The sequence below is a fragment of the Oleiphilus sp. HI0079 genome, from assembly GCF_001635105.1.
In genome coordinates this window covers 1-1,538 of the sequence record NZ_LWFT01001063.1, presented here as the reverse complement: position 1 = coordinate 1,538, position 1,538 = coordinate 1, and the positions used below count along the sequence as shown (strand labels likewise).

Sequence of the window (1,538 nt, the reverse complement as noted above, 5' to 3'; positions counted from 1 at the left end):
AGCATCGACTTTGCGCTTTGAAAGCGCCATTTGTGTAATCTCGATCAACTGCTCAAGTTGAAAATCCTGTTCAGCAGAAAACGTTAGTCGTCCGTTTTCGAGCACGATGTCAGCATCAACATTTTTAAAATCCCAGCGATTACCCAGTTCACGTTTTGCTTGATCAATAGCATTTGTGACCTCATGCATATCGACTTCTGAGACCGTATCGAAAGATGGCATGTTAAACTCCGTTATAATCTGAAGAACAATTAGAAAAACTTAGGGATTTAACAAGTCTACACAAGATGCGGATTGCGGGGAATGTCAATCGGTTTGTCGCACTGTGTAGCAGACAATAAAGGAACGCTAGAATGTCCGAACAATCGATTCTTATCGTTGATGATGCGAAGTTTAGTGCCGCGCTGGTTGCCAAGCGGCTCACAAACGCAGGCTTCAAAGATGTACGCACTGCTAATCACTCACGCGATGCCATTGAGCTGCTGAAAAATCGCGCTTGCGATCTACTCATCGCCGACTGGCTTATGCCCGACATGGACGGCATTGAACTTTGCCAAAATGTTCGCGAAATTGACTCTGACCATCATTTTACGTACTGCTTATTGATTACGGCTAAAGACGGGAATGACTCTCTAAACCATGCTCTGGAAAATGGCATGGATGATTTCATTCTGAAGTCAGAGCTGAATCAACAACTTATCCCTCGGGTTAAAGCTGGCCTTCGCACGAGCGCAGCCCTTAATCACGCTCAAAAACGCAATGCGACGATGCAGCAAGAAGTCAACAAACTGCTTGCATTGAAGGGTCGTGATGAAGCAACCGGTTTAGGCAACACCGCTCATGCTTGCGATGCAGTCACAAGAGTACAAAAGCATGCCGATGCAAGAGGTGGCGCGACCAGCTATATGACGCTTCAGATCCAAAACTGGGATCAGATTGCTAGCGAATACCGAAATGTCGTCTGTAATGAGCTTGGCACTCAAGTGGCGAAAAAGATTAAGAGCCTAGTGCGCCCTCTTGATGAGGTATGCCGCCTTACACGTGACGAGTTTGCCATCATCGCGCATTTTAAGGATAGCAACGATTGCAACCTATCGACTTATCGCAGGATTCACCAAGGGCTAGACAAACAAGCCTTTAAAACATCGGCAGGCTTTATTTCTGTCTCTGTCGCATGCGCGATTTGCTTTATTGATTCCGGAGCGAAAACAGCAGAGTTGGAGCAACTAATCCAGTTCAATCATGCCCAAATTCAGAATTGTGAAACACGACAAGCCATTGCGGTATCACCTTGGGAACAGACAGCATAAGCACGGGCTGGGCATGCACTATAACGCGACTTGCCTATCACTGATCAGCAATAGAGCAGTACGAAACAGACTGAAACAAAACGGTAACATTGCTACGAAACTGCTTACCGAAAGCCTCTACTCTATAGAGTTTCGGAGCATTAAAATTCAATTGTGGATTAAATGAAGTATCCCGATTCAGCGAAGCGTCTCGCGAGACGCTTCGCTCTTTTTCGAGTTATTTGATCC

At 45.8% G+C, this 1,538-nt stretch carries 2 protein-coding genes; one reads left to right on the top strand and one right to left on the bottom strand.

Translation table 11 applies throughout. The annotated features are described in order from the left end of the window. A partial coding sequence (locus tag A3750_RS19010) for a DUF520 family protein (RefSeq protein WP_156498747.1) occupies positions 1 to 222 on the bottom strand: 222 nt, incomplete at its 3' end. A 131-nt stretch (positions 223 to 353) separates the two neighbouring features. Between A3750_RS19010 and A3750_RS19005 the strand changes: the two genes are divergently transcribed. Beyond that, complete coding sequence (locus A3750_RS19005; RefSeq protein WP_068452421.1) at positions 354 to 1,310, top strand: response regulator; 957 nt, start codon at positions 354 to 356, stop codon at positions 1,308 to 1,310. The last annotated feature ends 228 nt before the right edge of the window (positions 1,311 to 1,538 follow it).

Excerpts from the sequence above, each read along its gene's own strand:
- A3750_RS19005 (WP_068452421.1), top strand. The coding sequence starts at position 354 with ATGTCCGAACAATCGATTCTTATCGTTGATGATGCGAAGTTTAGTGCC.